Below are 23,022 nucleotides of genomic sequence, written 5' to 3'. Positions count from 1 at the left end.
AAAATTACGCCAGAGTTCAACTCCAAAGTGACGAAGGTAAGAAGATTTATGGTCAACGAAAAATCGAGGTCGAACCAGTCTTCGCAGATGTGAAGGCTCATTTGAGGTTTACTCGATTTTCGGTTAGAGGGTTAGATAAAGTAAACAACGAAGTTGGATTGGTCCTAATGGCCATGAATATGATTAAATGGGCCCGAGAAAAGGCCCATATAAACATAGAAATTCGAAAAAACCAGGGCAATGAAAAAATCGACCAGAGAAAAGCAAAAATCACTTTTCTCTGGTCGATTTATTTTGAGTTATGTCCCAAACTCTATTTTTAAAGATAAATTTTAGTGGAAAACGTCTTCCTTACTGTTAACGTACAAGGCAGCTGCAATGGTCAAAATTGAGATTACCAACAGAACAGCCATCAGAATATTCCAACCGCCCAGCATCACGTGTAGTGTGCCGTAAGCGATTGGCCCGACAGCAGCGATCAGATAGCCCAAAGACTGTGCCATTCCTGACAGGTCAGCCGTTTCTTGTGGCGTACGTGTCTTAAGGTTGAATAGTGTCATAGCTAATGCGAATGATGCCGTTGTTGCGCATCCTAGGATGATACAGATAATAGCGAAATACCAAATCGTATGAATCGGTAACAACAGGCCACCAATTCCGATAACAAAGCCAGTACCAATCGTCATTAGCAAGGTAAATTGATTTTTAACGCGTGCTGAGATAATCGGTACCGCGTAAGCGGCAGGCAGTGACGCAATCTGATACAGCCCAAGTAGAAGACTGGCAGTGTTGGCCGATACACCACGGTCGGTCATCAACGTTGGCAACCACGTAATCAGCGTGTAGAAGACAAACGACTGCAGACCCATGAAAATCGTCATCATCCAGGCAGTGGGTTGCTTCCAAACGGACGCGTGTGGTGCAGACGCTGTTTGCTCGTCAACCGGTTGTGCCTTGTGATTGTAACGTAAGTTGGGCAACCACGTAATGATGTTGATAATGGCGACGATGGAGAAAATTTGGATGGTCAGTTGCCAGCCAATTTTGCCAGCCAATGGCGCAGAAACACCGGCAGAAATGGCGGAAAAGAACGTCATGGAAAATGAATATAAACTCGTCATTTCACCAATCTTGTGGGGGTAGTTTTCGGCAACCAGAGCTGGTAACAGGACGTTTAGAAAGGCAACTCCGATACCGACAAGCAAGGTCCCAATGATCAGTGCTGTTGCAGAATAAACACGCATCCAGTTCCCGATGACCAGAACAATCAGTGCAAACAATAACGCCACTTCGGTTCCTACCTTAGCGGACACACGCGGGGCAATCGGGGACAGAACCGCAAAACATAGTAGTGGAATAGTGGTTAAACTACCGGCCAGTCCACTTGATAAGTGCAACGTGTGTTGAATGGGTGCCAGAATCGGTGGGATGACGGTGATGACCATCCGCAAACTGGAACCCAGCAAGATAATGCCGAGTAACAACCAACTACTGTGTTTGACAGCCTGTTTCGTTTTGTCAGACATGAAAATAAAACCTCCTCAGCGAGGATTAAAATTTTGTTTTAGTTATATTATGTAGCAAATAATCACGGCACAGTTTGCGCGATGATATTTGCGGCATGGCCGAACAATGCGACCGTCTTAGTTTACACGCGATTGTTCATTTCAGCAACAAACAAGCCGGTCGGGGATCATAATTATGCAAAGTTGCGCATTGACTACGCTTGCGGTTGTCAACATTGACATGCTCGCCGTGGGACCGGTTCAAGCCGGAAGCACACCGTCTTTCACCTCGCCGCAGAGCCTCGTGGAAATCCGAGTCTCCGCGACCGTCCGTGTTGTAAATCCGAGAGAACCGTTCGGATTTACAACACCTTCACGGTTCGGTATCAATGTTGACGCCCTTCCGCTCACATAGTGGCAAGTTTTTAGTATGTATCATTATAACGACAAACTTTTTTTGTAAATGCAGCCTCAATTTTTTATATAGTAGTGGAGCTGACCGGAAACAGAGTTCCGTGTCGGCAACACTTGGCGGCGAGAACTTGGCCGCTTAGTGTTGCGGGATGACTTATGAGACGTGTACTTCGGCTCATAATCAAGGTAGAAGACTCCGGCTTTTAGGAGGCTGAGACCGGTCCCCAGGGAACGGCGTTTCTGATCAGCGTAACGGCATCAGGCACCACATCAAGTTTGGCACGTTATTAAAAAAATCAAGTTATCAAAAGTTGATGTAAAGAATGATAAAACGAGTATGCTTAGACTAATTAATAAGAGAAAGCCCCTGATGATATGAGCAACAAACCGGTGCAAACGAACTAGATAAACTGCATTGGAGATGGACACATGAATGACTTAGATTTAACCACCATTGTGAATGCAATGGCGCTGGCCCCCGAATGGTCGAACAGTACAGGAACATCAAACAGCGTACAGAATTGCCTTGGCTGTGGATTGGCAGATCAAACCGGGCATGAAATTGTTGGAACTTGGGTGTGGACAAGGCGATATGACCGCTGTTTTGGGCGCTGCCGTTGGTGAGACTGGGCACGTGGTGGCCTATGACCCGGCACCGCTAGATTATGGCGCGCCAATTACGATTGGTGAAGCTCAGAAACATTTAGCCAATTCATCGTTTGGCAAACAACTTGAGGTGCATTTGGCGACCGATGTGATGCGAGACGACATCACGTATCCGGACAACTATTTTGACGGGCTGGTGATTGCGCATGCTTCGTGGTATTTTGACAGCCTTGAACAGTTACAGACCACCTTGCGGAAGGTCGCACCGTGGTGCAAACGAATTTTCTTTGCTGAATGGGACATTACGCCGCGATTAGCGAACCAAGTTCCTCATCAATTGGCTGTGTTGATTGAGACACAACTGGCCGCATTTACGCCCAACAGTTTCGCTAATGTGAGAACGCTGGTGACCAAGCAATGGCTCGTTGAGGTGCTCCATGAACTCGGGTATACCGTCCAAACAGCCAGTCAAGATGCGATGAAGATGGAGGATGGGTATTGGGAGGCCAGTTACACGGCTGAAACTGGCTTAGCAGCTGTGACTGCAATGTCCTTGCCCGATAAGTTTAAACAATTGATGGAAACTGAAATTCGTACATTGCAGACTTATGATTTAACGCAGATGAAAACGTTGGACAGTTTTGTGGCGACAGCTACCCGGACTGATGTTCAATAAAATTAAAACAAAAAGGATCATTCGTTTGATCTACTGATTAATACGGTAGTGTTCAAACGGATGATTCTTTTTGTATACAATCATTTTACATTAAAGACTGGTGGGCAGGTAAACCACCTTGAACGTTAAGGCTACCACAGGCGTTTGATCCGTAAAGGATTGCCCAATTGTCTCAGCCTGGGCTTGTAATCGAGCGCGGTGAGATGTTTGCCAAATGGACAGGGAAATGCCGTCTTCTAAGTAAGCGTGTTCCGCGGTCACGTGGTCAAATGGCATTTCCTGCACAGCAACGTATTGCAAAATGGCCACCGCATGAACGGAGCCGTCAAACAGAATTTCGTAATCATGATTAGGGACGGGCAGGGTTTGTTTGTCATGCTCATACAAGGCTGCCAGTGTTGTCGTGGCCTGTTTCATGCCAGCAACAACGCGCATTGATTCAATATCGGCGGCCTCAGAGCCACCGCCAAACGACCACGCGTGATGTGGCGTATTTTTAGCAGTTGGATATTTTTGGATGAATTGTTGCCAAATTTCGTCAGCGTTTAATGACATTGGACAGGACCTCCTAGCCTTTATTATACCCATTAACAAACCAACCGACCAAAAAGAACCCTGAGGGAGCCAAACTAGGCAGTTCACTGGGGCTCAATCAGCTGATTTCATATAATTGAGTTGATAATGACATGCTTCTCGATGAAAGGAGCGTTTTCCATGAAGGCCATGGTAAGTAACCGTTTAGGAAGTGTGGCGACACTACAGGAACAAACTATGTCGATACCGGAAATTGGACCTGATGATTTGTTATTACGTGTGGAAGCGACTGCGCTTAATCCACTGGATTTTCAGATGATCACAGGACAACACGATCGTGCATACGCATTCCCGTTAATTTTAGGACGAGATGTTGCTGGAAAAGTGGTTGGTAAGGGTAGCCAGGTGAAGTTATTTAGTTTGGGGGATGAGGTCGTTGCCTACCAACCTGAACGGCAGTTAGGAACATTTGCTGAATACGCGGTGGTGCCAGCAAATCAGGCTTTGGTTCGTCCTCGGCAAGTCAGCGCGATTCAGGCTGCTACCTTGCCGACTTCTGGGGAGACGGCTTATGAAGCAATTGTGGACGTTTTGAGACTGCATAATAATCAAACGATTTTGATTCAGGGTGGCGCAGGAGGTGTTGGTAGCTTTGCAATCCAAATCGCTCACATGCTTGGGGCGCACGTTATCACCACGGTGCCACGCCGTGATGAAAAGTTCGGGATTGTGCTAGGAGCTGACCAGGCGATTGATTATCAGGTAGTTGATTTTCGTCAGGTTATCCAACCGGTTGATGCAATTTTGGACACGGTGGGCGATAAAGTGCTGATTGATAGTATGAATTATGTACGCCAGGGTGGTCATTTAGTGTCAATTGAGGCTGCACCAGACTTACTTGTCGCTGAGGGTGGTTCGTTTGCTGGCGAATTTTTCCAATTGCAGGCGAATGTCGGTGTGTTGGGTCAGTTACTAACGTTAGTGGCCAAACGGCAAGTGAAACCGCTGATTGAAAAGGTGATTCCGTTCACGGCACCAGCTATCAGAGCGGCGCTTAAAGTGGTTGGTAGTGGACATGAACGCGGAAAACGTGTAATCTCCGTATGGAATCCACAATTAGAAAAGTAGGTTGGTAAATAATGTTAGCATTCACTTTGGGGTTAGTTGCCGTAGTTGGTTTAGAGCATTTATTCATTATGTGTTTGGAGATGTTTTGGTCAACGGGGCGTATTGCACAACAAACGTTTGGTAGTGATTCATCATTTTTGGAACAACCACAGGTTAAGGCAATTTTCAAAAACATGGGAATCTACAACGGATTTGTTGGTGTCGGAATTTTATGGAGTTTGTTTGCATTGCCAACAATGGAGATGCGGGCCGTATTGATTCTCTTTACTGGCTTTGTCGTTGTTGCCGCGATTGTCGGCGCAGTTACGGTGAGTCGTCGCATCTTTGTCGTTCAAGGACTGCCAGCGCTGTTTGCAGTTCTTTGTGTGCTACTTTTTCTGTAGACAACGGACCTAGTACTAAAAGCAGGTGAGCTTCCACTATTGGAAAAGCTCACCTGCTTTGCTGTTTATTTATTATTTTCTGTAGCCACTCGCGTTGTGAAGTGATGTTTTAATGATGGAATGAAATGTTTGTCAGACCAACCTTGAACCCAGCCCTGTGTGAGGAAGGCCCAGACGGTACCGAAGTTGACCGCCCATAATTGGAAGTGGTTTGTGAAAAGACAAATGATCATGATAATAACTGGTGGAATATAACTCAGCATTTGTGAAGCCGTTGCGAGGCCGCGTAAGTAGCGGAAACGAATGATATAGGATAGGTCATCGTTTGGATGCATGATGATGTTTGCTCGCTGATAGAGAGACACGGCCGCGCCAACACCAAACAAGCCAATGACATCGATAACAACTAGCGCAGCCAGCTCCCATGGGTGGCTGAAATCGCCGTGCAGATATTTGATGCCAAGCACATCCGACCAGAATGGGACAATAAACTGAATTAAATAGCTAAACGGGACGATATACAAGATGTTACGAATGAGTCGACCCCAGTCGAAACGGCCGATGAGTAATTGGTCCAGAAAGGCAATAACCACGCCATAACCGGTGAGGACAATACCCAGTCCCTGGCTGGCCACAGCCGGACTCGTTGTATGCAATAACCAATGGGTGAGGTTAACGGCCGATGCTGTCCACACCGCACTTCCCATGTTGGTGGAAATTGTGAGTGCATTAAAGGCGGAGTTCAAAATGATTGAAATGATGAGCCAGGTAAATCGCTGTTTGGCATCTTTCATGTGCACGGGACTGTCCTCTTTTCACAAAGTATATGGTTAGTATAATCGAATTTGGACCAATGTTTAAGATTTTCTCAGTTCAAACGTTATTAATCGCTTTTTTGATGCAAATCAGGAATAATAAAACCACGCTTTATTGCGCATGACTGCGCGTCCCACAGCTCTGACCACTTCGTAAATGAAAGGTGACACCGTATGGAGCAACAGTTAATTGATTTTATGAACCAATTTGGCTATTTGGGAATCGTTTTGTTGATTGCCTTAGAAAATGTCTTCCCGCCAATTCCCTCAGAAGTGATTCTGACGTTTGCTGGTTTTATGACCTTGGCCGCGGATTTAACAGTCACAGGCAGTGTGATTGCTGCAACGATTGGGGCCGTGCTTGGGGCCATTATTCTGTATGGAATCGGCCACTGGTTGAATGAAGAGCGATTACAACGTTTGGTGCAAAGCCGTTTTGGACGTTTGCTACGTCTCAAACAAAGTGATGTTACTAAAACGGCCAATTTATTCAAGAAGCATGGTGGCAAGACCGTTTTCTTTGGGCGTTTCATCCCAGTAATCCGAAGCTTGATCTCTATTCCAGCGGGGATGACTCGGATGAAGTGGCAGTCGTTTATCCTGTTTACGACAGTTGGCACACTGATTTGGAATGTCGTGTTGATTGTGCTCGGTCGTCTGGCAGGTCATGCTTGGACACAGGTCTCGGCGGCAGTTGATACTTTTTCAACAGTAACGGTTGTTGTGCTGGCCATTTTGTTGGTTGGTGGCGGCGTTTGGTACTATGTGAAACGCGTTCGAGTAAAATCAAATTAAGTACTGGTTCACAATTCCGGCCACAAGACCTATGATGGAGTTATTAAACTGTTGGAGGTTTGACTGATGGAAGAACGGAAGTTAATTACTGAGATTTTGAATACAGAAGATGTTTCATACACAATCTCAGAACCGCATGATAACAAGATTACGTTGATGGTTAACCAATTGAAGAATGACAAACGGCCCTTGGATGTTGTTGAAAAGGAAATTGTTCATGAATTGGATCGTGCGGAACTGACGTATAACGAGAAGTTGAATCCAGACGAACAGACTGCAATGCAAATTGATATTGACGTAAAATAACGAATTAAATTTAAAAACACTTCTTTAGTGCAATCGCAGATAGTTGCGATGCATTAGAGGAGTGTTTTTCATTGGCACAATATATAAATGTTAAAGATTTAGCATTACTTAAAACAGTGAATACAGATTAGTTATAACTTAACTGTGCAAAGATGAAGCCTTTTTTCTTGACCACAATAGCCAGCCAAGCAAGCCAATGGCAATCACGATTAACCCGAGTGCAAATAGGTAACTGAAATGCATGCCGTAAACGAACCAGCTGGCGTGTCCGTGTGGATAGGCAGTCATATGATGCCCAGCACGTTGACTGATACCAGAATAGAGTAGCGATGTCGCTAATGATAGCCCAATTGCCATGCCTAGGTTACGGCCTAATGCCGCAATAGAACCAGCGATACCTTGAAATTCTGGGCCGGCATTACCCATAATCATTGGATTGTTTTGAAAAGCGCCGTTTGCAATGCCAAAAAATGCTAGTCCGAACACGAGCCAGGCCAGTGACCATGTGGGCTGCACAAAGATAAAGATCAACTCTGGAATCAAAAAGAGAAAAAGCGCGAAAAATGACACACGTTCTGCACCGATATGATCCGAAATGACGCCACCAGCCGGGGCGCTGAAGATATTCAATAGCGGCACGGCCATCAGAATTAACCCTGCCGTTGCCGACGAGAGCATCAATGTTTCCTGAAGGTAAAAGGGCATAATGACATTATTGAAAAAGCCTGTCATGTACACGAGCATCGCTGAGATGATACCGATTGAGAAGCCACGATTTGCGAAAATTTTAAGTTGAATCAGTGGTTGTTGTACGCGTCGTTCGATGAAAATAAAAGCAGCCAACATCGCAATGGCTAGACTAAACAAACTAAGTACGCCGGCGGAATGGAAACTAACTGCTTGGCCCCAATAGATGGCGATAAAAAAGGCACTAATCATGGTCGCAAACGTTGCATAACCAGGCCAGTCAATCACAATTTTATCGAAGTGGATTTGCTGGTGAGGAAAGATACGGTGTCCAAACAAAAACGCGATAATGCCAATCGGGACATTGATGAAGAATATCCAGTGCCAACTGACAACGGATAAGATAAGCCCACCAAGCCCTGGTCCAGCAATGTTGCCGACTTGAACCACCGAACTATTGAGTCCTAACGCCCGACCGTGCTGGTTTGAAGGAAATATTTGGGTGATGATGCCAAAGTTAGTGGCCATCACCATTGAAGAACCAAGCGCCTGTAGTGCCCGAGCACCCAGCAACAGCGGTAAGTTTGTGCTCAAACCACAAAACAGTGAGCCTGTGATAAATACCAGAGTACCGACTTGAAAAACGGGGATGCGGCCGATTTGATCAGACAATCGGCCAAAGAAAATCAAGAGCACGCAGATGAGCACTAAGTAGACGGAAACGACCCACTCGGCTTCGTTCATTGGTACATTAAGTTCACGGCTGATATGGGGAATGGCGATGTTAACAATACTGGCATCTAATGTTGACATGAATGATACCGAGGATGTTGCCATTAATAAGATCCATTGTGAGCGTTGCTTCATGAAAACCTCCTGGGACAAAAAGCTGCTTAATCAAATTTTATATAGCCAAAATTTATTCTTTTATAAACACAACTTTTAGTTTTTATGACTGATTTAACATGATAAAATTACTGAGCAAGTTAAGTTGAAGCGGTTGGCAAATTCTAACACAAAGAGGTGTTGCCTATGGGCGATACAGAAAATCTGTGTGGAGGGAGGTGCCACTTTGTCTTGCGGAAATGCGATTATGATGATGCTAACGTTTGGAATGTTTATTCTTGCGTTGCTAACCTTCATTGTGATCTTAATCCGGAGTTTTGGTCAAAGAAAAAACCGCTAATCTAACTTTTGGAGGATGATTAACGGTTTCATATTCATCTAATGCCAGCCGTTTCGGCGGCGCTTGCAGGAGGAAATGTCATGCGACTGACATTTCCTTCTTTTTTATTATAGCACGTCAAATTTAGCCGGGACTACTAAAAATTACCGCAGAACCAACTTTACGACAGCTTCAACGCGTGCTGTTTGGGGAAACATGTCGATGGATTGAATGTATTCAACACGATAGACGCGACCTAACTCAACTAAGTTTTGGGCCAGCGTTGACGGATTACATGAAACATAGACAAACTTTTCAGGCTGTACTTGCATAATGGTATCAATCATTGTGTCAGCAAGGCCTGCACGAGGCGGATCAACGACCAATGCATCCGGCCGCCAACCTTGGCTGACCCATTGTGGTAATAGGTCTTCCGCGGTTCCTACGCTGTATTCTGCGTTGGTAATGCCGTTCAGGTCAGCGTTACGGTTGGCATCATCAACAGACTCTTCAATCGTATCCATGCCGCGCACTTCGCCGGCACGGTCTGCCAAAGATAATCCAATTGTGCCCACACCCGAGTAGGCATCTACCAAGTGGTCAGCATGCGTTAGGTCCAAAGCTTTAATCGTCTCTTCGTACAAACGGGTGGTTTGCTTAGGATTCAGTTGTAAGAATGCCCGTGGTGATAATTGGAACTGCTTACCTAATAGGGTTTCGGTAATGTAGTCCTGTCCCATTAGCTTGGTGGTCTTATCACCCCAAACTAATGAAGTTTTGCTTTGGTTAACATTTTGCATGACGGAAACAACTTGTGGCAAACGTTCTTCGATCAGCGCTAACAATTCCCGTTTGTGCGGCAACTTTTGTGAGTTGGTGACAAAAGTGACCTGAACTTCGCCACTGGCTTCGGATGAACGGACAACGAGCGTTTTGATAATGCCTGAATTGGCCTCTTCATTGTAAATGGGAACCTGTAACTCTTGCAGCATTTTGACCAGTGCGCGAATAACGGTCATGGTAGCGTCATTTTGAGTGCTGGCTTCTGGAAGATCAACAAGATCATGTGTACCTTCTTTATAGAGACCAGCAATCACATTACCGTCGGCATCCTGCCGTACTTGAAATTGGGCTTTGTTGCGGTAGTGGTAGGGGTCTGCCATGCCGATCGTTGGACGCAGGTCATAGTTTTCCCAGCCACGCGGTTGAAACTTTTCTAGTGCTTGGCGAATCACGTCACGTTTGAAGGCCAGTTGTGACGGGTAATCGAGATGTGAAAGCTCGAAACCGCCGACTTCGGCTGACTGCGTATCTGGCGGTGTTACCCGATGATCACTTTCTTTACGGATTTGGTGTACTTTAGCGTTCAAAAAGTGGGCGGCGACGTGTGTAACTTCGGCGACGACCACTTCGTCTGGAAGGGCGCCTGGTACAAACGTAATCTTGTGGCGATAATAGCCGATCCCTTCGCCGTTGATGCCGAGTCGTTTGATGGTTAATGGAAAACGTTGGCCAACCTCGACCTGAACGTCAGCTTGTTCTGGTTGACTACTGTGCTGACGATGATACCCATTGCGATTATTGTTTCGTGAATGATCAAACGAACGGTGGTCGTCACGATGCTGTGAATGTGTTTGATGATTATTGTGATCAAAGTGCGAACTACCGCGTTCTGAGCGGCGATTGCGATTGTTTCGTGATTGAGGTTCCATATTGTCCTCCGATGCTAACTCTAGTAATAATTAGAACCATCATAGCATGTTTAACCACCGAGATGTGGTTTCCGTATTGCCGGAGCCTATCTGGAGTCTTGTAAACGGACAAACGGAAAGCGATGTTTTATGCTTACTTTATAATAAATGAAGAAAGTGGTGAAACGATGACAGCATTGTTGACAATGACTGATATTGACTACCGAGTTGGGGAGCGCCAGATCCTGACAAAAATCAATTTGCGGTTAGAAAAAGAGAGCAACTTGATGGTAGTGGGACCATCTGGTTCCGGTAAAAGCACGATTCTCCAAATTATGGCACGGATGATCTCGCCGAGCGCCGGTCAAATGACATTTGATGGTCATGATGCGTTTACGTACGATCCAATGGTCTACCGCCGACGGGTGTCATATTGTTTTCAGCAGCCAACGTTATTTGGCAAAACGGTGGCCGACAACCTTAATTTTCCGTTTGAGATTCGTAATCAGGAGATTGATAAGGGACGCCAGCACGAATTGCTCGACCAAGTAAACCTATCGCCGGATTATTTGAATCATGACATTACGGGATTGTCGGGTGGTGAGCGACAACGAGTGGCACTTATTCGTAATCTAATATTTGTACCGGACATTTTGCTGCTTGATGAAGTAACGACTGGTTTGGACACGGATAATAAGGGCATTGTGCACGGCTTGGTTGATCATTATCGTGATCGTGGGGGCACCGTGGTGTGGATTACTCATGATGAAAGCGAGATTGCTGCCGCTGATGATCTGTATGAAGTCGTAGCAGGCAAACACAGTCAGGAGGTACATCATGCATAATGCGGTGAATGTTAATAATGTGAGTTTAGCCTTTGCGGCTGGCCTTGTGCTGGTTGCGCTGTTTATTGGTTGGCGTCAGAAGCTTGGTGTTGACCGCGATATGATTATCGGTGTGGTTCGTGCCATTATTCAGTTAACGATTGTTGGCTTCTTACTGAAATACATCTTTGCGGTCAATAACGTGTTGCTCACGTTAGCGATGATTTTGGTGATCATCTTTAACGCGGCTTATAACGCGATGAAACGGGGAAAAGGGATTCCTAATATTTTCTGGTCATCCTTTTGGTCCATCTTAATCAGTACTTCAGTGACGTTAAGTGGTTTAGTTCTGGCAGGCGCGATTAAGTTTGTGCCATCACAGATGATCCCAATTTCAGGCATGATTGCCAGTAACTCAATGGTAGCGATTGGGCTTTGTTATCGCAATATGCGGACGCTTTTTCGGGACCAACGCCAACAAGTGTTGGAACGACTGGCATTAGGTGCCAGTGTGCATGATTCCGCAATTGGTATCGTCCGGGAATGTATCAAAACGGGAATGCAGCCAACGATTGACGCATCTAAAACATACGGGATCGTTAGTTTGCCGGGGATGATGTCCGGACTGATCTTCGCGGGTGTGGATCCGGTTTATGCCATTAAATATCAGATTATGGTGGTGTTCATGTTACTGTCAGCGACCAGCCTCGGGTCTGTCAGCGCTTGTTACATTGCTTACCGCCGTTTCTTTAATGACCAACAACAGTTAATTAGCGCATCGGATAATGGCAAATAGCCTTCCACAAAACGTGTGGGGATTTGCCGTTACGTCGATTAGAGACGCCATACCGTGGGGACCGGTTTCAGCCTCCTGAGAACCGGAGTCTTCTACCTCGATTCTGAGCCGAATAGTTCATCGTCTCAGAACTCGTCCCACAACACTAAATGGCCCCAAACCAGGCCATAAGTGTTGTCGACACGGTACTCTGTCTCTAATCGACTTCACTTCATTGCATCCACTTGCGGGAGATATAACCTTGCCATTTGTTTGGCAGTTCTTGGCCAAACTTAAAGCACAAACAGTCTCACAGCAAATTTAATAGTGAAATCTGTAAACGGGTAGTAAATGCTATTCTAAATAAAAATTTTATCCAAAAAAGTGACGGTGTTATTGGTACACCGCCACTTTTTCGGTATAGTGTGACTAACAAGTTTGAATAATGTGGATATTATGTGGGTCTAGGCAAGAGTGTGGGGGAGAAATCTTGGAAAATGAAACGGAACAGTTGCCACGTCAGATTACGCATGTTTGGCAATTAACTGCTGTAGTGACGGCAATTATTATCGGCGCAATCGGCGGTGGCAGTTTGGCGATTGGATTGAGCAACAGCCTGAGCTTTTTTACGGTGTGTGGGTGGCTTATTATTGGCAGCGCATTGGTGATTCTAATCGCCATGTTGGCACTAGTGCCGTATCGTTGGCGGTTTTGGACTTATCGGATTAGTGACCGCGATGTTGAATTGCATAAGGGGTACTTTTTTCGCAAACAAATCGTGATTCCAATCGCCCGCGTTCAGAATGTGACATTGGATCAGGGACCATTTTTGCGCTGGCAGAAGCTACAGGAGATCGCGATTGTGACAGCGGCGACATCCCATAAGATTGACGGTGTCAGCCCTGAAACAGCTGAACAGTTGAAAGAGTTAATCATGAAGCTGGCAAAGGAGGCGCGCAATGACCTCTAATGGTGGTTCTCACGAGCCAACGCCAGCGCGACATTTACATGCCATTGCGCTGGTGGGATTCTTTATCGAAACGTTACGGGAATGGATTGTGCCCATTGCGGGTGGTGTCATCGGTAGCTTGGCACTGTATCGTAAACATCCGATGCTTTTTGCAAGTGTCATTGTGATATTGGCAGTCTTTGCGCTAGTGTGGCCGTTGTTGAAGTACGTTACCTTTACGTATCAATTGCTGGACCAGGAAATTTACGTCAAACATGGGTTGATTTTTCGAAAGCAGAATCACGTTCCTTACGATCGTATCCAAAACGTGGCGGTCAAACAGTGGTTTTTTCTCAAGCCATTCGACTTAGTCACATTGGAAGTTGAAACGGCTGGCCATTCCGATGAGGGACCGGAAGTGACCCTCATCGCTGTGCCATTGAGTTTACGTGATGAACTTGCGTCTCGCCGACGTTTGGCAAACATCGCTGAAGGTGAGAATCAGACAGTACCTGAGTCTGAACGTGGAGCGTTATCTGAGTCACAGTTAGCAACGAATGGGACGGCCAGTCAGCCAACATCCGTGTACGAAATTGCGACAAAGGATTTGGTGAAGTTTGCGGCGACCTCACCGGCGTTTCTAACAGCATTGTTGGCGATTATGGCAGTGTATGGTCGTTTGCAAAAACTCATTTCTGAACAGTTATTAGACACAGCCATTAAAGATTTAGGCCAGGCTGGTTGGGTCGTTATTGTGCTAGGAATGTTGGTCGTGGTGCTTGTTTTGTATCTGGGCTCAATTGTCGTCATTGTGATTCAGTATTATCGATTTACATTGAGTTTGTCAGACGGTAAATTGACCACAGTCCGTGGTTTGTTTCAGCGAAAAACGTTGACGTTAGCGCAAAGTCGCATTCAGGCTGTGCGGGTTAGTCAACCGTTGTTGCGGTCATGGTTGCACATGGCGACGGTCAAACTGATCGTGGTGTCGAACTCAAAAAAAGAAAAGGACACCGAAAACGTGGTGATTATGCCCTTGATTGCGGAAGCTGACGTAGATGGTTTCTTGCAACGGTTTGTCACTGACATTCCCGTTGGTCAGGTTAGGCCTAGTCGTCAACGTGGCCGTACCTTATATTATCAACTACGCAATTTTGGGCTAGTTGCGCTGGGGATAGTCCTTGCGATAACGGGGATGACGTTTCCATGGCCGCGGGTGGCAGTGATTGCGGACAGTATCACCATTGTGGTGGTAGTCTTGTTGCTAATTATTCCTGCTTATCTGACGGCGCGGCGGACACAGGTGCAGGTATTGAATGACCACTTTGTGTTTGCCCAGTCGAACTTTTTATTTACGCGTGAGCAGTATTACGTGCCGCGGCAAAATGTGCAATCGCTGTTGTTCAAACAGAGTAAGTGGTTGCAACAGCGACACTTTGCGTCGTTAACGCTTAACATTCGTTCTGGTAGTGAGGGACGTAAGGTGACCGTCCGTTACTTGCCGGATGAAGCGATTTATTCAGTGTATGACTGGTATCGGCAAGTTGATTAATTTAAAGCATGAAACAAACGAAACAGGCTTCAGTACCATGGCGAAATGTCGTGGACTGAAGCCTGTTTTGTGTGCTGTTATCGTGTTTCGAGTGCTAATGAACCAACAACTGTCATCATGCTGATCATCAAGTCCGATGGATTACCGATGGCACCGGTTTGGTAGTTGCGCTCGTTGTTTGAATAATGTGCGTTGTCGGGTGTTTTTAAACTCCCAATCGATGTTTCCAAGTTAAAGCCATAATCCAATTCGCGTGGCACTTGCAAACGGACGGAACCGGCAGACGACTCGGCGGATAGGTTGCCATCCACTTCTGCAAAACACAGTTTGGCCGTACCGCTAGTTACCTCAAAGCGACCGTGACCATGAGCGTCATCCAGTCGAAGAGAACCGGCTGAGCAACGAACAGAGTAATTACCGCGGGTGTTCATCAAGTGGACGTTGCCGCTCATGGCATTAATCGTGTAGTCATCAGCAGTGAGACTGCGGCCTTTAATTGTGCCAGTGATGGAATCAATACTTAGACTGCTCGTTTCTACATCATCTAACGAGATTGCGCCGCTAGTTGATGTAATCGCTAAACTACGCAACTTATGCAAGTTATCAATTTCAATTGGACCACTGACTGAACTGATTTCCAGACGGCCATGATAGGTGGTCGGAATCTCCAGTTCGATGCGAATGTTGAGGTTGTCACGTGCTGGCCGTTCACCAGCTGTGATGGCCAGTGTGTCGTCTTCGTGTTTGACATGCGCATAATACGAGGATTCGTCTACCAACATATATTCACGTACCGTCAGTTCGGAACGATCCGTGGACTGTAGCACGATGTTAGCCGCCGAATAATTAATCGTCAGGTGTGCCACGTCGTCCAGCGATTCTGTAAAGGCATTCACTAACATCGGTGCGTGCGTATCCACCCCGATTTCAAACGTCACCTTGCCATTCTCATGACTTGCTCGATGAATAAAGAAATTCCCCAGTCGACTCATTAAAACCATCACCACCGTCAGCATATTTTGACAGTATCGTAGCATGGCATACGCGCCCTGTGAATAGGGATTGTGTACTTTTTAATTGTCATAATGAAAGTTTAAGGAAGTTGATTGAAATGTTGCACAAGCGATTTCAAAACACTTGGTAAAGTGGGTGCCTTAAAACGCTAGGATGGTCAGTTAGGAAATTATGTTCGAATAATTGGCTGAACTCATTCAGCTGATCAGCATAAACGGGTTCATTGAAGTCACGTAGGACGTTAGCTAGTGGCCTTAATTGACTGGCAGAAAATGTCTCTGGATGGTTAAGCCACACATTTAATAAGTTAATCAACCGAACATAAACGGACATTGTTAATGTGCTATCAAGAAATTTATGTTTGAGAAATAGCTTGCTAACGCGAATAAAGGCAAATTGTGACTGGTTCAAAATAGTCAGCAAAGCAAAATTGACAAGGAAGTAGCTATATGCCTTTTGAACATCGAAACGATCTAGATGTGCGTCAAAGGCTTCACAAACTGTGCTGAACATAGAACTTAACGACAGAAAGGGAATAAACGGTGCTGACAGTCCCAACATAATCAAACTGGAGGATGTCCATGTTGTAATGCTTGTGAAATACCGATTGAGGTCTTGTTGAAAATGGTAAGGTTGCTTGCGTGCATGATCTAAACAGGATTGGGTCAGCCAAATGTAATGCAGATACCTTGGCGTTGGCCGGTCATTATTAACCTTTTGCAGCAATAGCAGCAGTGTCTGTAATGAACGTTCGTTTATTTTACCGGTTGATACTGAGTGCAAATAGGTAGTGAAAAACTGTTGGTTTGTGATGTCTTCAGGACTATGCAAATTGATAAAGTCCGTCAGAGAACTGTCTAGTCGATCTAACAGTTGAATAAACTTAACTGCTGAGATGTCTGTCCCATCATGAGTGAAACGGTAATAAGTACTCGATGACATAATCCCAGTAATAAGTTGGTGAATACTAACATTATTCAATTGACGTAAGGCCTCAAGTGATGGCCCGAGTTTATTTTTCAATGTTTAAACCAACTTTCTATGCTAAGGATTTTGCCAAAAGACGGCATAGTAAATCATCGAAAGTTTTAGCAACTAAATAAAAATCATATCTAAACTAAGATTTCACTAAAACTAATTATGTCTAAACGGCTTCGTCCCCCATACGCATTAATTACGTCGAAACGTGTGAGCAAAGCCAACAAATAAGGTTAAATAACAATTGGACATATTAGAAAATAACGGTTTTTATAACATATTACGAATCACCACATGTTTTTTATTATGAACACCTACACATGGATAATTGCAAAATCATTGTCACATATTAACGGTTGTCGTGTAAATGTTTTTTCGGTGGCGAAAAAGTTGAATGGATCAACAAACCAGGGGGTATATTGAAATGATACATCGAAATAAGAAAAATCTTCTTGCTGCTGAAACACAAGAAAAGCTTCATTACAAAATGTATAAAGCAGGGAAACAATGGCTTTTTGCCGGCCTAACTCTGTTAACGCTGGGCGCTGGACTGGGTATGACTGGTCTAAGCGCTCAGGCCAGCACTGACGAAAATGTAAACTCAAGTTCAACTGATGAATCAAATATTAGCAGTGATTCTGCCACTGTCAATTCCCAGTCAGTCGTATTAAAAGCGAGTGTTGCGAACAACGTTGGTGTCTCATCTGTTTCGTCGTCAAATGATCAAAGTACTTCAACGTCAAGCAGTACGCAAACATCCGTGGATAATTCTTCTGTTAGTGTCTCGACGGCACAACAACAACAAAGTAATGCTGATACATCTAAAACAACCCAAAGCGTGAGTTCGGAGTCAGATTCAACGAAAATGGCAGGTGCAGCAGATGCATCTAGTGCACCTTCCTCAACTACACAGGTGAGCAACGCGGATGCAACTGGGACAAGTCAAAACGCAGACTCTAAGTCAAATTCAACCAGCACAGAAAGTTCGGTAACTACATCTACGAACTCATCGTCTGTTAAGGAAAGTGCGATGGACCAGTCGTCATCCACTGTGAATGCATCAGACCATAGCGAAGCAAAAACAACCCAAAGCAATGATTCAACTCTTAATTCTGACACTTCGTCAGGAAAACAATCTGATAACAGTCAAACTAGTAGTGTGGCCACATCACTGGACAATACCAGCGCTTCAGTTTCACAGGAAGGCGTGCAGTCTCAATCTGCAGTGGGAGCATCAAATTCAACGTCCGTTTCAACAACTGGCGTAATGAGCGATTCTGCTAAGCCGGCGACTGAATCGACACAAAGCGCGACAACAAACAGTTCCGATAATGTGAATAAATTAATTAGCCAATTACCAATTAACGCGGTTGTTAGTGCACAAAATGGAAAGATAATTATTAGTGGTTTGCAAAGTGATCAACTTTCAGCAGCTAAAGCAATCATTACGGCGGCCGCGTTACAACAAGAAGTGGATATTGTTCGGAATGACGCTTCTGAGAACCTAAATGGATTGACAATTAATCCCGATGAGGTTGCGGGTGCCAGCTATGTGACTGCAAATGATAGCGATTACCAAAACGGATTCAATACCGCCAAAAGCGACACCAACTTGATTGGCCCGAGTCAGTTTTATGGTCTAGGACTTTGGCTGACCAATGCGTCAGCTGGTACGTCAGATGTTACAGGTTATCTCGTACAACTAGCCACTGGGGAATATTTTAAGAAAATTGACTTTTCCACTATGACAACTGCGCAGGTTCAGTCGTTTACCGCTGGTTATCGGTTCTATATGGCTGAAGTTTATAATGAAGCGATGGCCTATACTAAAGCTATTTTGCATGATCTGCCAGTTGCGAACTCTACAACCTCCTCTACCTACTATGATGACCTTGCGAACGCTTTCTTTACGACGGCCAATTCTGCACAAAGTGGCAGTGTAAAGAGCAATTTGACAGCGGTAGCCACACTTTTAATGGGCTTTGCTAACTCGTCTTCAAATACTGTGCTAACCCCGACAAAAGACGCTGATGGTAGTCAAATCCCAGTTGGACCATATTTGAACGCAGGCGATGAAGTTTACAAGTATGTTGGTTACAAAGCATCTGATGATTCTTACACATTTTTAAAAACAGAAACGGCGACTGGCTTTGACAGAATCATTGATTTGACAGAGGTTGAACCTGTTATAACTGCCGTGTTTGTGCCTTACATTTCACTGATTGCGGATGAAGCTACTTTTAATACGATTGCCAAGGCATTTTTGTCCAGTATTTCAATGAACACGTTAGGACTGTCACCAACTCAAGACACAGATGCAAAGAGTGTTTATAACGCAATCGCTAATAACCTTGATGTTGTGTCAGGGGAATTAGGGATGCCACTAACAATTTCAGAATTAGTTCAACAGTTGCCAGAGCTTCATTTTGGGGACCAGTATGATGGTGGAAACCCAATGTCCAGTGACTTTCGTGTCATTTATGGTTATACCCATTTAATTTCGTCTAAGGGTGCTGTTTTATATGTTGCCGGCGTGGATAAAGCTACTGGAAAGCCTATTATTTTTGATCCCGGTAGCGGAGTTGACACTACTGGTTATGAAAACAATGGATTGTCAGTTAGTCTTGAAAATTTGCAAAAGTATGGCGTACCAACACAGTACGGTTTGTTTGATCAAATTTATACTTCTTTGCGCCATTCGATTGTTTACTCTGTCGCCGGAGCATATGCCACAGCACGTAACAAATATTTGCAAATAATTAAAGACGGTGATACAGGGACAAACGCCAGTGCCTTTGAGGATCTAAAGAATAGCTTGAGTACGGCCCCTTCATTTGCCAATACTGCTGAGACTGCTACTAGTCTTGCTGATAGTGTCGCCAAGTATCAGATGGCTCAGCTTATTGCTTTACAGACTAAGGCTGTTACAGATAGTGATACGAACGCTGGCAGCGGCGTTTTGATGACACAAACTGCTTTTGATAATTGGATGGAAAGTACTGATGGGCAAAGCTTATTTGCTAGCCAGGTGATGACCAATTCATCTGACCAAGATCAGATTGCCGATTCGAGTGCGTCAGGTTATACAGCTGCTTCAAACTACGCTAGTTTTAGTGGCGCAACTAAACAGTTGTACTACGATGTGTACTTGTCTGGCTTAGACAAAACTAAGTTTTCAGTTGTTACCGTTAAGTTTGTTGGTGTAGATGCGAACGATAATCCTGTAACGAATGCTGACATTGCGGCTCTGAATACAAAAGTGCCAGTTCAATTGGCGGCTGTTGATGACGATGCACAAGGACAACCAGTTAATACGACTTATCTTTTAGGTAAAGACTTACTTCCTAATACACCATCTGGTTGGTCATATGCGACAAACTCTACGGCAATTAAGCAAAATGATGCACTTTTGGTCTCCAAATACAGCACTAGTTATTTATATACGGTTAAACTAATTCAGACTTCTCAGAAGACTTTTACTCCAGTGGATGAGGCTGGTAATGCTATTGGTGATTCTTGGACTGACAGCGGTGTTATTGGCGGAGCTTTTGATGAGTCATCACATGTCACGATTAGTAAAGGTTCAGATTCATATATTGTTGTTGATAAGAGTCAGTTACAGGGAACTTTTCAAAATAGTGCGGACACGGTTAATGTTGTTTACTCACTGGTTCCGGCAAAAAATGTTGTCTATACTTTTCAGGCCGTTGACGCTAACGGGCAGAATATTGTTGGTACGTCGAATGAACCAACATCGTGGACTGCCACTGGCCTAACAGGAACAAACTATGATGTCACAAACACAATAGTTTCGAAATTAACGGGATATACATTAAAAACTGGGCAGACACTTTCCGGCTCGTTTGGAACTGCGGATCAGACAGTTAAACTTGTTTATGGTTTGAATGATGAAACTGTTACGTTAACGGTGACAGTTCCGGCAGGCTTGAAAGTTAGCACTGCTTATTACCAGGTTGATGGAACTTCTGATACAAAGTCTATTGCTTTGACTAATGGCGACAAGGATGGTCAGCTGACTGGGTCAATTTCTGGGATTTCGTATGGCCAAAACGTCAGTGTTTGGCTTGGAAGTGATGTATTATCTGCAGGATATGAGGTATCAAGTAAGGATTCTGTACAGCATTTACAGTTGAGCGATGGGTTGAATGCATTAGCATTAGTCGTTGTTGGCGCTTCAGAAACAGTTAGTGTTGCAGTTTCGAATAAGCCTAAGAATGTTAGTTCTTTTACCTATACGGTTAATGATGAAACCAGTCAGTCGTCTAATTTTCCGGGATCGTTATCATTGAAACATGGTGATGTTGTAGTTATTACACCAACGGCTGTTGACAATGTGCTGCCAGACGTTAAATTAACGTCTGGTTCTGGAACGATTGTTAAGACCACTGATGGTAAGAGTTTTACCTATACAGTTGATGGCGAAGCTAGTCAGGCGATTACAATTGATTATTCTAATGTCTTCCAGGCGGAAGCCAGCGATGCCGGCAAGGCAGCGAGTGATGCATCAGCTTCCTCAAGTGATGCCTCAAGTGATGCCAGTGCAGCAGCGAGTGACGCGAGTGCGGCGGGCCAAGAGACGCCAAGTACCAGTGCGGTTAAGTCGGATGCGAGTGCGGCCAGCGATGCTTCAAAGAAGGCTAGTGCAGCAGCTTCTGATGCCAGTGCCGCGGCTAGTGCGGCAGCTTCTGATGCGAGTGCGGCGGCCAGCGATGCGAGTGCGGGCCTAGATCCAAGCAGCGATGCGAGTGCGGCCGTAAGTGATGCCAGCGCAGCCGGTAAGGCAGCGAGTGATGCGAAGGTAGCGGCTAGTGACGCTAAGGCGAAAGCCAGCGATGCGGCCAGTGATGCGAGTGCGGCAGCGAGTGACGCCGCGAAGACATCCAGTGACGCAGGTACGACGGCTAGTGCAGCAACTAGTGACGCCGGTAAGGCCGCTAGTGACGCGGGTAAGGCAGCCAGTGACGCCGGCAAAGCCGGTAGTGACGCGCCAAGTGACAGTGCGGTTAAGTCCGATGTCTCCGCAGCAACTAGTGACGCGAAAGCAGCGAGTGATGCGGCTACGAAGGCTAGTGATGAAGCTAGTGACGCCAAGGCGAAGGCCAGCGACGCGGCGAGTGATGCGCAAGCCGGTCTTGATCCAAGCAGTGATGCGAAAGCGGCCAGTGATGCGGCTAGTGACGCAGCTTCTGATGCCAGTGCCGCTAAGACGAAAGCCAGTGACGCGGCCAGTGACGCGAGTGCGGCCAAGAGCGACGCCGCCAAGGCGGAAGCCAGCGATGCCGGCAAGGCAGCGAGTGATGCATCAGCTTCCTCAAGTGATGCCTCAAGTGATGCCAGTGCAGCAGCGAGTGACGCGAGTGCGGCGGGCCAAGAGACGCCAAGTACCAGTGCGGTTAAGTCGGATGCGAGTGCGGCCAGCGATGCTTCAAAGAAGGCTAGTGCAGCAGCTTCTGATGCCAGTGCCGCGGCTAGTGAATTGAGAGTTACGACAATGAATAATATGCCTGCTCAGTTCTTGGCCACTTATGCCGCTGCATCTAACTCGGGATTAAGTATGCCTGTCATTAACTCAGCACATTCCGCATATGTTCTTGTTGCAAACAATTATCAATCGATAACAGGTGCATCTAGTCAAAGTGCAACGAAGATGAGTATCAATGACTTAACCGGTGGAACCACTGGACAAGCGAGTGATGAATTGAACGCTACATCAACTGTTGATGCTACTGAGACAAATGCAAAAGTTACTGACGACAAGACGACTAAGCAAAAGAGTGTTAAAACTGCAAAATCGGCTAAGCCTTCTAATAAAAAGAATGTTCCGACCGAAAAGTCGAAGCATTCAACAAAGGTTTCAGAGTCAGCGAAGAAGGCTAATAGTAATAACGATACTTTAATGGTTGAAACTGGAATTGCAGTTGCAGCTATCGCGGGATTGTTCCTCTTCCTTATTTTAAAGAGAGGAAAGAAGCAAGATGATGACTTAGATTAAATAGCTTGGAGTGTGGTTTGATTAGTAGACTTTCAAGTTAGGTAATCGAGGTATATAAAAAGAACAGACTTATGGTCTGTTCTTTATACATAGCAGCAAATTAATTTTAAAGGATGGGAAAATTATGTATTATTTCATAAATAACGCGTTTACCTCAACCATGTCAGGAATCGGTCATGCACAGCTCAAGCGGTTTTTCCTTTTTAAACAAA

At 45.3% G+C, this 23,022-nt stretch carries 19 protein-coding genes; 12 read left to right on the top strand and 7 right to left on the bottom strand.

The window, feature by feature from the left end; translation table 11 throughout:
- Positions 1–323 (top strand): transposase (locus G400_RS16675; RefSeq protein ID WP_051254424.1); only part of this gene is annotated, 323 nt, incomplete at its 5' end.
- Positions 324–332: 9 nt separating this feature from the next.
- On the opposite strand, the gene G400_RS0110530 is transcribed toward G400_RS16675, so the two are convergent.
- Positions 333–1,526, bottom strand: a complete 1,194-nt coding sequence (locus tag G400_RS0110530; RefSeq protein WP_017260838.1) for a CynX/NimT family MFS transporter — start codon at positions 1,524–1,526, stop codon at positions 333–335.
- A gap of 853 nt (positions 1,527–2,379) precedes the next feature.
- Between G400_RS0110530 and G400_RS15105 the strand changes: the two genes are divergently transcribed.
- Positions 2,380–3,201, top strand: coding sequence for a methyltransferase domain-containing protein (locus tag G400_RS15105; protein WP_017260837.1), 822 nt, complete (start codon positions 2,380–2,382; stop codon positions 3,199–3,201).
- A gap of 90 nt (positions 3,202–3,291) precedes the next feature.
- Here the strand turns inward: G400_RS15105 and G400_RS0110520 are convergent, their stop codons facing one another.
- Positions 3,292–3,756: an ASCH domain-containing protein gene (locus G400_RS0110520; protein ID WP_017260836.1), complete on the bottom strand. Its 465-nt coding sequence runs from the start codon at positions 3,754–3,756 to the stop codon at positions 3,292–3,294.
- Between the two features lie 159 nt (positions 3,757–3,915).
- Between G400_RS0110520 and G400_RS0110515 the strand changes: the two genes are divergently transcribed.
- Both G400_RS0110515 and G400_RS0110510 read left to right on the top strand, forming a co-directional pair.
- A complete protein-coding gene (locus G400_RS0110515) occupies positions 3,916–4,863 on the top strand; it encodes an NADP-dependent oxidoreductase (RefSeq protein ID WP_017260835.1) in 948 nt (315 codons plus the stop codon).
- Positions 4,864–4,874: 11 nt separating this feature from the next.
- Positions 4,875–5,246: a DUF1304 domain-containing protein gene (locus tag G400_RS0110510; RefSeq protein WP_017260834.1), complete on the top strand. Its 372-nt coding sequence runs from the start codon at positions 4,875–4,877 to the stop codon at positions 5,244–5,246.
- 65 nt (positions 5,247–5,311) lie between these two features.
- Here G400_RS0110510 and G400_RS0110505 read toward each other — a convergent pair whose 3' ends face one another.
- Entirely contained in the window at positions 5,312–6,046 is a 735-nt protein-coding gene (locus G400_RS0110505; protein ID WP_017260833.1) for a hypothetical protein, read from the bottom strand.
- Between the two features lie 189 nt (positions 6,047–6,235).
- Between G400_RS0110505 and G400_RS0110500 the strand changes: the two genes are divergently transcribed.
- Both G400_RS0110500 and G400_RS15100 read left to right on the top strand, forming a co-directional pair.
- Positions 6,236–6,856, top strand: coding sequence for a DedA family protein (locus G400_RS0110500; RefSeq protein WP_017260832.1), 621 nt, complete (start codon positions 6,236–6,238; stop codon positions 6,854–6,856).
- Positions 6,857–6,922: 66 nt separating this feature from the next.
- Positions 6,923–7,162, top strand: a complete 240-nt coding sequence (locus G400_RS15100) for a hypothetical protein (RefSeq protein WP_017260831.1) — start codon at positions 6,923–6,925, stop codon at positions 7,160–7,162.
- A 138-nt stretch (positions 7,163–7,300) separates the two neighbouring features.
- Here the strand turns inward: G400_RS15100 and G400_RS0110490 are convergent, their stop codons facing one another.
- Positions 7,301–8,716 (bottom strand): MFS transporter, encoded by a 1,416-nt coding sequence (locus G400_RS0110490; RefSeq protein WP_017260830.1) that lies wholly within the window; start codon positions 8,714–8,716, stop codon positions 7,301–7,303.
- Between the two features lie 226 nt (positions 8,717–8,942).
- On the opposite strand from G400_RS0110490, the gene G400_RS16475 reads away from it, so the two are divergent.
- Entirely contained in the window at positions 8,943–9,035 is a 93-nt protein-coding gene (locus tag G400_RS16475; RefSeq protein ID WP_081495789.1) for a putative holin-like toxin, read from the top strand.
- A 143-nt stretch (positions 9,036–9,178) separates the two neighbouring features.
- On the opposite strand, the gene rlmD is transcribed toward G400_RS16475, so the two are convergent.
- Positions 9,179–10,726, bottom strand: coding sequence for a 23S rRNA (uracil(1939)-C(5))-methyltransferase RlmD (gene rlmD / locus G400_RS0110480; protein WP_017260828.1), 1,548 nt, complete (start codon positions 10,724–10,726; stop codon positions 9,179–9,181).
- 167 nt (positions 10,727–10,893) lie between these two features.
- Here rlmD and G400_RS0110475 point away from each other — a divergent pair, with 167 nt between their 5' ends.
- The 4 genes from G400_RS0110475 to G400_RS0110460 all read left to right on the top strand — a co-directional run bounded on the left by G400_RS0110475 (position 10,894) and on the right by G400_RS0110460 (position 14,805).
- Positions 10,894–11,550, top strand: coding sequence for an ABC transporter ATP-binding protein (locus tag G400_RS0110475; protein WP_026017037.1), 657 nt, complete (start codon positions 10,894–10,896; stop codon positions 11,548–11,550).
- Positions 11,543–12,325: an ABC transporter permease gene (locus tag G400_RS0110470; protein ID WP_017260826.1), complete on the top strand. Its 783-nt coding sequence runs from the start codon at positions 11,543–11,545 to the stop codon at positions 12,323–12,325. Before G400_RS0110475 ends, G400_RS0110470 begins: the two co-directional genes overlap by 8 nt.
- Positions 12,326–12,794: 469 nt before the next feature.
- Positions 12,795–13,274 carry a PH domain-containing protein gene (locus G400_RS0110465; RefSeq protein WP_017260825.1) on the top strand — a complete coding sequence of 160 codons (480 nt, stop codon included), beginning with the start codon at positions 12,795–12,797 and terminating at the stop codon, positions 13,272–13,274.
- A complete protein-coding gene (locus G400_RS0110460) occupies positions 13,264–14,805 on the top strand; it encodes a PH domain-containing protein (protein WP_017260824.1) in 1,542 nt (513 codons plus the stop codon). Before G400_RS0110465 ends, G400_RS0110460 begins: the two co-directional genes overlap by 11 nt.
- Positions 14,806–14,882: 77 nt before the next feature.
- On the opposite strand, the gene G400_RS0110455 is transcribed toward G400_RS0110460, so the two are convergent.
- Both G400_RS0110455 and G400_RS0110450 read right to left on the bottom strand, forming a co-directional pair.
- Complete coding sequence (locus G400_RS0110455) at positions 14,883–15,842, bottom strand: DUF4097 family beta strand repeat-containing protein (protein WP_017260823.1); 960 nt, start codon at positions 15,840–15,842, stop codon at positions 14,883–14,885.
- Between the two features lie 91 nt (positions 15,843–15,933).
- Positions 15,934–16,842, bottom strand: a complete 909-nt coding sequence (locus G400_RS0110450) for a transcriptional regulator (protein ID WP_017260822.1) — start codon at positions 16,840–16,842, stop codon at positions 15,934–15,936.
- Positions 16,843–17,221: 379 nt separating this feature from the next.
- On the opposite strand from G400_RS0110450, the gene G400_RS0110445 reads away from it, so the two are divergent.
- The gene (locus G400_RS0110445; RefSeq protein WP_017260821.1) at positions 17,222–22,810 is read left to right on the top strand and encodes a KxYKxGKxW signal peptide domain-containing protein; all 5,589 of its coding nucleotides are present in this window, start codon (positions 17,222–17,224) and stop codon (positions 22,808–22,810) included.
- Positions 22,811–23,022 lie beyond the last annotated feature (212 nt).

This window comes from Furfurilactobacillus rossiae DSM 15814, assembly GCF_000428925.1.
Classification (GTDB): domain Bacteria; phylum Bacillota; class Bacilli; order Lactobacillales; family Lactobacillaceae; genus Furfurilactobacillus; species Furfurilactobacillus rossiae.
This window is presented reverse-complemented; position numbering and strand designations above follow the sequence as displayed.

Bases quoted from the DNA above. Each gene is read 5' to 3' on its own strand.
- G400_RS0110530 (WP_017260838.1), bottom strand. From the start codon at position 1,526: ATGTCTGACAAAACGAAACAGGCTGTCAAACACAGTAGTTGGTTGTTA.
- G400_RS15105 (WP_017260837.1), top strand. From the start codon at position 2,380: ATGCAATGGCGCTGGCCCCCGAATGGTCGAACAGTACAGGAACATCAA.
- G400_RS0110520 (WP_017260836.1), bottom strand. From the start codon at position 3,756: ATGTCATTAAACGCTGACGAAATTTGGCAACAATTCATCCAAAAATAT.
- G400_RS0110515 (WP_017260835.1), top strand. From the start codon at position 3,916: ATGAAGGCCATGGTAAGTAACCGTTTAGGAAGTGTGGCGACACTACAG.
- G400_RS0110510 (WP_017260834.1), top strand. From the start codon at position 4,875: ATGTTAGCATTCACTTTGGGGTTAGTTGCCGTAGTTGGTTTAGAGCAT.
- G400_RS0110500 (WP_017260832.1), top strand. From the start codon at position 6,236: ATGGAGCAACAGTTAATTGATTTTATGAACCAATTTGGCTATTTGGGA.
- G400_RS15100 (WP_017260831.1), top strand. From the start codon at position 6,923: ATGGAAGAACGGAAGTTAATTACTGAGATTTTGAATACAGAAGATGTT.
- G400_RS0110490 (WP_017260830.1), bottom strand. From the start codon at position 8,716: ATGAAGCAACGCTCACAATGGATCTTATTAATGGCAACATCCTCGGTA.
- G400_RS16475 (WP_081495789.1), top strand. From the start codon at position 8,943: ATGATGATGCTAACGTTTGGAATGTTTATTCTTGCGTTGCTAACCTTC.
- rlmD (WP_017260828.1), bottom strand. From the start codon at position 10,726: ATGGAACCTCAATCACGAAACAATCGCAATCGCCGCTCAGAACGCGGT.
- G400_RS0110475 (WP_026017037.1), top strand. From the start codon at position 10,894: ATGACAGCATTGTTGACAATGACTGATATTGACTACCGAGTTGGGGAG.
- G400_RS0110470 (WP_017260826.1), top strand. From the start codon at position 11,543: ATGCATAATGCGGTGAATGTTAATAATGTGAGTTTAGCCTTTGCGGCT.
- G400_RS0110460 (WP_017260824.1), top strand. From the start codon at position 13,264: ATGACCTCTAATGGTGGTTCTCACGAGCCAACGCCAGCGCGACATTTA.
- G400_RS0110455 (WP_017260823.1), bottom strand. From the start codon at position 15,842: ATGCTACGATACTGTCAAAATATGCTGACGGTGGTGATGGTTTTAATG.
- G400_RS0110445 (WP_017260821.1), top strand. From the start codon at position 17,222: ATGATACATCGAAATAAGAAAAATCTTCTTGCTGCTGAAACACAAGAA.